Raw genomic sequence first — 6,694 nt, 5'->3', positions numbered from 1 at the left:
ATTTCAATATAGTCATAACAAACTGTGGGGTCCTGGACCGGCAGAAGGGCCGATGGAGTTGATCCATCGGCCTTTTTTTATTTAGAACCCATCTCAAAACTCCCCATAGGCACTAACAGCTCTCCTTTTCGCTTCTCTGACGATCTCCTCGTCTTCGGCCATATCAAGCCATTTGAACGCTTCTCCACTCTGAACCTTTCCATCCAGCAGATCACCCGATTTTCTGAACTTCAGATCAAGCCTGGCTATCTCAAATCCGTTGGTTGTTCTCGCAAACGCTTTCAGACGTTCATTATCGGTATCGTGCGTAAAGAGAAAACAGTACCCTTTCAGCCCGGTACGGCTGACGCGCCCTCTGAGCTGATGCAGCGTCGCCAACCCCATTCTCTCCGCCCCGACGATGACGATGGTCGAGAGCTTCGGCAGCGAAATGCCCACTTCGATCACGGTGGTGGCAAGAAGAATGTTCCCATCTTCGGCAAAGCGTTGCAGCACTTCATCCTTGTTTTTGTCGCGGCCGTGGGTTACATAGACCCCCTCAAAGCGCTCGTTCCAGAACGCTTCGCTCTCCTCAATGGAACGGTAGCCGATATGCTCGCTCTCCTCCACCAGCGGATAGACCACCAGCACCTGCCTGCCCTCTTCCGTCTCCTTGGCTATATGCTCCAAAAGTCCAGGAAAATCCTTTTTCCCGATGATTGTCGTTGTAATATCTTTTTCGAATGGTGTCCCTTCGATCAATGTGACATCCACCAGTGCTGAATCGATCATCGCCTGAGTTCGCGGAATCGGTGTGGCGGAAAATTGAAGAAAATGGGGCCTTCGCTTTGATAATGGAGGATGGAGGATGGAAGATGGAGGATTTTTTGAGACGAGCTGTTCGAGCATTTTGCGCTGCTCGGTACCGAAGCGGTGCTGTTCATCGACCATGATCAGGGGTGCTTCGGGCAGATCCCGGTAGAGCAGCGCATGGGTGCCGACAATGAAGTGGGCATCTTCCATGTTGCCCTCTTCCCGGCCCTGGGTCACGAGCGCGGTATCGAAGAAATCGGGCAGCCACTTTTTCGCCTCATCATAGAGCTGGCGGGCGAGTATCGAAGTGGGAGCCATCAGAATGGAGGTATGCGGATAGGCCATCATTGCAGCCGCCAGTATCACCATCGTCTTGCCGGAACCGACATCTCCGACGATCATTCGCCTGGCGGCCATCTCGCCACCCAGATCTCTGCGTATCGCATCGATCGCTTTTCGCTGCCCCTCCGTCAATTCGAACGGCAGTTTCCGCAAAAAAGCATCCATCTCCCCTGTCAACGGCATCAATGCAGGGAAGTGGGTCCGTTTGCCGCGCATGCGCCTGAACCAATCCAGCGCCTCGGAAAACTTGAGCGCTTCGACCGTTCGTGGACCGAAACCTCCGTATCTTTTATAGAGTTTCAGCCATGTTTCGTCAGGCCTGTGCGCCCGTACGATCAGTTCCGCGCGGGCAGTATCGAGCCCTTCCCCTACGAGGTTCGCCACCGTCACGAGCGATTCGACGATGCGCCGGTGCAGATCCTGCCGAAGCCGGCATTTGTACTGCGGAATGATGGCACCGGTTTTGGGAACGGTTCTTGGATTGACCATCTGCAGTTTTGTGCCAAACCGTTCGACCTTCCCCTGAAGAGTGTGCCGCATCCCCGGTTTGTAGAGTGCCGCGTGATAGGGTTTCGGATGGAAAATCGTGATGTCGATCGGCCGATCGGAAATTGGTGTGCGTACCGTCGCTACAAGCCGTTTCGGAGGCCTAGAGACGGCAATAACGACGATTTCGAGAGTATGAAGATCACCCGGAACAATCGAGTCAGAAAGGCGTGTATCGAGATAGGAGACCGGCGTATGGACAGCCAGTTCGAGCAGTGAAGAGAAGCCCGCTTTTTTGAGTTTTTCACTATAGGGTAAATCGCCCAAAAACGCCTCTATATTTCCAATATGAGAGCCTTGGAATCGTCAAGAAAACTCTGAATCTCTTCATGCCGTAAATGCAGAAAATTCACTATATCATCGACCCGGCAATTTCCTATTTTGATCCAGATCACTTTGGGGGGCGCACCATATAAAATTGCCAGATCGTTAAAATCCGAATCCTTGGTCACAATGGTCAAATCGTTCGCTTTTGCAAAACGCCAGACATCCAGATCGTTCGCTTCATCGAGATTTTCGAACATCACATGCGTGGATTCCGGGAAAATACTATCGATCCGCGCAATGACGCGATGGGATATATTGTTGTCAAAAAGCAGACGTTTATGCACTCAAAGATACCACTGTGGTTTTGTGTTCCCTGTCCGCCGCATATCGCAAAGCGGCCAGTATATCTTCCTGTCTCAGTTTCGGATAGTCTTGCAGTATCTCTTCATACGTCATTCCGGAGGCAAGCATGTCGAGTATGTCATAGACTGTGATACGCAGATTCCGGATACAGGGTTTTCCACTCCGTTTGGCCGGATCGATTGTAATGCGCTCTTTCAAATCCATATTCAGACTCCTTTGGTTCATTATACCATGCCGTTACTCGGCGTGTCTCATAAAGATTTATTCTCCTTTGTGATCCGTGATGATAGCAAAGGAGAGTTTCAAAATTTCCGGATGGGTTTTGATGAAGGCGTTCAGATCGTCCAGTTTCAATGCTTCGATCAGTTCGAGCTGCTTCTTCGAATAACCGAGCCCCAAACCCTTGTAGTATTCGTTGAACGCCCGTCCGAGTCGCTGCGAAAGCGTTTCGTTGCGCAGAGGCTCGGAACCGAGCAGGAACATCTTCGCATCTTCGAGCTCTTTTTCGGTCACCCCTTTTTTCACGAACTCTTCGATCACTTCGAGTACCACTTTCTTCGCCTCGTTCTGGCTTTCGAGTTTCGTCTGCAGGTATCCGCTGAAGTAGCTGCTGCTTTTGTTGAGTACGATGCGGCCATATGCCGAATAGGCGAGTCCCCGCTTCACCCGTACTTCCTCCATCAGGCGGCTGCCGAATCCGCTGCTGCCGAGTATGAAAGCGGCGACCCTCGCTTTGTAACTCTGCGGGTCGTTCACACGCAGATGGTAGGGTGCGCCGAAATAGATGTAGGCCTGCTCCGTCGGCTTCTCTTCTGTCACGGTTGCCGCTTTGTCGCTCGCTTCGATAAATGGCAACGGTTCCGCCTCGCCTGTCGCCAACGGTTCGAGCGCCTTCCGGGCATACCGCTTCGCTTCGTCCAGATCGATTGCCCCGCCGATGACGACGATCGCACGACGAAGAACCAGATGCTCCTCCAGAAAATTTTTGACGTCGTTCAGCTGCAACGCCTTGATGTCGTCCACGGTACCATCCGCCGGTTTGGCCAGGGGCGTCCCCTCGAAAAGCGTTTTTTTCAGAAGCAGACTCGCCTGATAGTCGTAATCGCTCTCTTTGCGCATCAAGGCGCCGATCGTCGTCGTCTGGACCTTTTTGAAACTCTTATCGGTCAGATTCGGCTCTTTCAAAAGCTGCGAAAAGAGTTCGACACCTTTGTCGAACTCCTCTTTCAGGCTGCCGAGTTCGAAGACAAAGGTTTCGGTGCCGCTATGGGCACTCAGGCTGATCGCACGCTCTTCGAGCGCCTTGGCGAATCCCGTAGACCCCAGGGTTTTCGTCCCTTCGTTCATCATCCTCGCCGAAAATTTCGCCAGCCCGGGACGACGTTCGTCGGCAAGCGATCCGCTATAGCGGAATACCACCTGCATCGACGCGATCGGAAGCAGCCTCTCCTCTTCGAAAATCAGCGGTACTTCGACACCGTTAACCTCTACTTTATCCAATAACGCACTCATCAACACTCCTTGTACCAATGCCAATATCACCAAAATTTTCTTCATCGTCCCATCCTATAGCTCTATGCCGTCGCGCCGTGCGATCCGCTCGATCGGCTCGTCAGGATTACGGGCGACGAGAATGTCGATCTTCTGCTCCCCCAGGCGCTCCTGCAGGCAAATCCAGAAGCGTGACCGCCTATCCAGCCAGTCTTCGGGCAGGGGGTCGGCTTCGACGAAGAGATCGATGTCGCCGCCTCTTTTGGTATCGTCCACCCGGCTGCCGAAGAGATAGACTTTCGTATCCTCGCCGAAACTCTCCTTCAGACAGGCTCTAATCGCCTCCACTTCCCATGCATCCAATCTCACAGCAAGCCCTTTTGCGTCGCGAACTTTTCGATCCCTGTCATAAAGTGATCCAATATTGGCAACGCTTTTTCGATGTTGCTCAAAATATTTTTCGTCACTTCCGGATCGTCGTCGTAGTTGTGGGCGATCTCGTTGCGAATGTCTCTGATTTCCCGCCATTTGTCCGGCTCAATCAGGCGCAGTTTGTCCATCCGGTTGAGGATATCGATCATCGTCATCGTGGACTCCCAGTCGCCCACGGCATGCAGCAGAGCACGAAAAAGTTTCCGCCCCATCGTATCCTGGAGTTTGGAAAAACGGTAGATCATTTGATCGGAGCAGGGGATGCTGTCGGGATCCTCCGCAAGACATTTTCGGGCCTCTTCGATCCGCTCGCGATGAATCTTCGCCTCCTCCAAAAGCCTTTGAAAAAGCCGTATCTCTTCATATCCCATTTCAATACACCTCGAGTATCCCGTAGGCCGTATCGCGCTTGGCCGGTGTTTCTCCGATATCGCGGATCAGACGGATCATCTCCTGCTGATTCATCCGGTTGGCGGCACCGGCGGCTTTGACGACGTTCTCCTCCATCATCGTGCTGCCCAGGTCGTTGGCGCCGTATTGCAGGGCCATCTGTCCAATGTAGCTGCCCTGCGTTACCCAGGAGCTCTGAATATTGCGTACGTTGTCGAGATAGAGGCGGCTCACCGCAAGCAGGCGCAGGTATCGGTTGGGACTCGCTTTATGGGTAACGATCCCCTCTTTTTGCAGCGCCGTGTTATAAGGCTGGAAGCTCCACATAATGAAGGCGCGGAACCCCCCTGTTTCGTCCTGCAGGTTTCGCACATGCTCCCAGTGCTCCACAATCTCCTCGTCGGTTTCGACGGTACCGAACATCATCGTCGCGGTGGATTTGATACCGTTTCTGTGAGCCAACCGATGGACATTGAGCCAATCTTTCACATCGATCTTCCGGGGGGCGATGATGTCGCGCACCCGGTCGCTGAGAATCTCCGCACCCGCACCCGGAATGGAACTGAGCCCCTTGCTCTTGAGACGCTGCAGCACCTCTTCAACCGAAATGCGCGAGACTTTGGCGATGTAGTCGATCTCCACTGCCGAAAAACCGTGAATCGTGACCTGTGGGTATTTCTGATGGATGTGCTCCACCAGATTTTCGTACCACTCGATCTTCAGTTTCGGGTGTACACCACCCTGAAAGAGTATCTGGGTGCCGCCGATCTCAAGCAGCTCTTCGATTTTCCGGTCGATCTCGTCGAAGCTGAGCACATAGACATCCTCGTCTTCACCGTGGCGATAGAAGGCGCAGAATTTGCAGTCGACCCAGCAGCGGTTGGTGTAGTTGATGTTGCGGTCGACGACGAATGTGGTGATCCCTTTGGGATGAAGCTCCTTTTTCTTTTCATAGGCCATGCGCCCCAGCTCTTTCAGGTCGCCGTGGCGGATCAGCTCAACCGCCTCGGCTTTGCTCATGCGGCTCATTCTGCTCTGTTCTCTTCCAGATTGGACTTTTCGATGGCATCCAGCACGCCGTTGACAAACTTGGGTGACTGGTCACTGCCGAGCTCTTTCGCAAGCTCCACAGCTTCGTTGATAATGACAGCCCGGTCAAGATCCGTATGCAGCAATTCGTAGGTACCGAGACGCAGAATCGATTTGTCGACATGGTCGAGCCGATCGAAATCCCACTCTTTCAGATGACTCCGGATCTGTTTGTCGATTTCGTCGAGGTGCTCAAGAACGCCGTGATAGAGCCCCAGCGCAAACTCCCGCTGTTTATGACGTATCTTTTTCTCTTCCAACAGATCTTCGCTGAACTGCTCCACCTCCGGATTGCCGATGTCATGGGCATAGAGCAGACCGATGACAGCGCCCCGCGACTGGTGTCGGGTGGCCATTACGCCTCCATCGTTCGATAGAGATCGAGCATTTCGATCACACCGGTCATCGCCTCGAAACCCTTGTTGCCGGCCTTCGATCCGGCACGTTCGATCGCCTGTTCGATCGTATCGGTCGTCAGCACGCCGAACGCCACCGGTTTGCCGTGTTTGAGCGTCACATTGGCCACCCCTTTGGTCGCCTCCGCCGCAACATAATCGAAATGGGGTGTCGAACCGCGAATGACAGCGCCCACACAGCAGACGGCGGCATATTTTCCGCTATCGAGCGTCTTTTCCAGCGCGAAAGGGATTTCGAACGCACCCGGCACCAGTATCAGGTCGAGATTGTCATCGTTTCCGCCATGTCGCAAAAAAGCGTCCCGTGCACCTTCGACCAGTCGATCGGTAATGATGTGATTGAATCGGCTCGCAATAATCGCGATCCGTTCGGAGCCTTCGAGTTTCAGTTGTCCTTCGATGAGATTCATACATATATCCTCGGTGAATGAAATTGTGATATTTTAGCATAATTGGGAAGTGAGACGCCGCCGGGGGCGGCTTGTGAGAATGTTAGACTGTGAGACTGTGAGAACGCGCTTCGCGCTGGTGGGAGTGTGGGAACGGTGCTTCGCACCTTTGTGGGA

Annotated in this window: 9 protein-coding genes; all 9 read right to left on the bottom strand. The window is 53.3% G+C overall.

Features of this window, described 5'->3' with window-relative positions:
* Positions 1-93 precede the first annotated feature (93 nt).
* Genes recG through ribH form a run of 9 tightly spaced genes read right to left on the bottom strand, consistent with a single transcriptional unit; the run spans position 94 to position 6,538 of the window.
* Positions 94-1,947: an ATP-dependent DNA helicase RecG gene (gene recG / locus Q1K24_RS08510; protein WP_300368855.1), complete on the bottom strand. Its 1,854-nt coding sequence runs from the start codon at positions 1,945-1,947 to the stop codon at positions 94-96.
* Between the two features lie 8 nt (positions 1,948-1,955).
* Entirely contained in the window at positions 1,956-2,291 is a 336-nt protein-coding gene (locus Q1K24_RS08505; protein ID WP_300368852.1) for a DUF5615 family PIN-like protein, read from the bottom strand.
* On the bottom strand, positions 2,284-2,514 hold the full coding sequence (locus tag Q1K24_RS08500; RefSeq protein WP_300368849.1) for a DUF433 domain-containing protein: 231 nt from the start codon (positions 2,512-2,514) through the stop codon (positions 2,284-2,286). Before Q1K24_RS08500 ends, Q1K24_RS08505 begins: the two co-directional genes overlap by 8 nt.
* A 57-nt stretch (positions 2,515-2,571) precedes the next feature.
* Positions 2,572-3,822: a pitrilysin family protein gene (locus Q1K24_RS08495; RefSeq protein ID WP_300368846.1), complete on the bottom strand. Its 1,251-nt coding sequence runs from the start codon at positions 3,820-3,822 to the stop codon at positions 2,572-2,574.
* Positions 3,823-3,876: 54 nt separating this feature from the next.
* The gene (locus tag Q1K24_RS08490) at positions 3,877-4,170 is read right to left on the bottom strand and encodes a nucleotidyltransferase domain-containing protein (protein WP_300368843.1); all 294 of its coding nucleotides are present in this window, start codon (positions 4,168-4,170) and stop codon (positions 3,877-3,879) included.
* Complete coding sequence (locus tag Q1K24_RS08485; protein ID WP_300368840.1) at positions 4,167-4,604, bottom strand: hypothetical protein; 438 nt, start codon at positions 4,602-4,604, stop codon at positions 4,167-4,169. Before Q1K24_RS08485 ends, Q1K24_RS08490 begins: the two co-directional genes overlap by 4 nt.
* Before the next feature lies 1 nt (position 4,605).
* Positions 4,606-5,652 carry a dehypoxanthine futalosine cyclase gene (locus tag Q1K24_RS08480; protein ID WP_300368837.1) on the bottom strand — a complete coding sequence of 349 codons (1,047 nt, stop codon included), beginning with the start codon at positions 5,650-5,652 and terminating at the stop codon, positions 4,606-4,608.
* A complete protein-coding gene (gene nusB / locus Q1K24_RS08475; RefSeq protein ID WP_300368834.1) occupies positions 5,649-6,068 on the bottom strand; it encodes a transcription antitermination factor NusB in 420 nt (139 codons plus the stop codon). The genes Q1K24_RS08480 and nusB overlap by 4 nt, the downstream gene beginning before the upstream one ends.
* A complete protein-coding gene (gene ribH, locus Q1K24_RS08470) occupies positions 6,068-6,538 on the bottom strand; it encodes a 6,7-dimethyl-8-ribityllumazine synthase (protein WP_300368831.1) in 471 nt (156 codons plus the stop codon). Before ribH ends, nusB begins: the two co-directional genes overlap by 1 nt.
* Positions 6,539-6,694 lie beyond the last annotated feature (156 nt).

It is taken from the genome of Hydrogenimonas sp. (genome assembly GCF_029932565.1).
Taxonomy (GTDB): domain Bacteria; phylum Campylobacterota; class Campylobacteria; order Campylobacterales; family Hydrogenimonadaceae; genus Hydrogenimonas.
The sequence above is the reverse complement of the archived record's forward strand: the minus strand, read 5'-3'. Positions and strand labels throughout refer to the sequence as shown.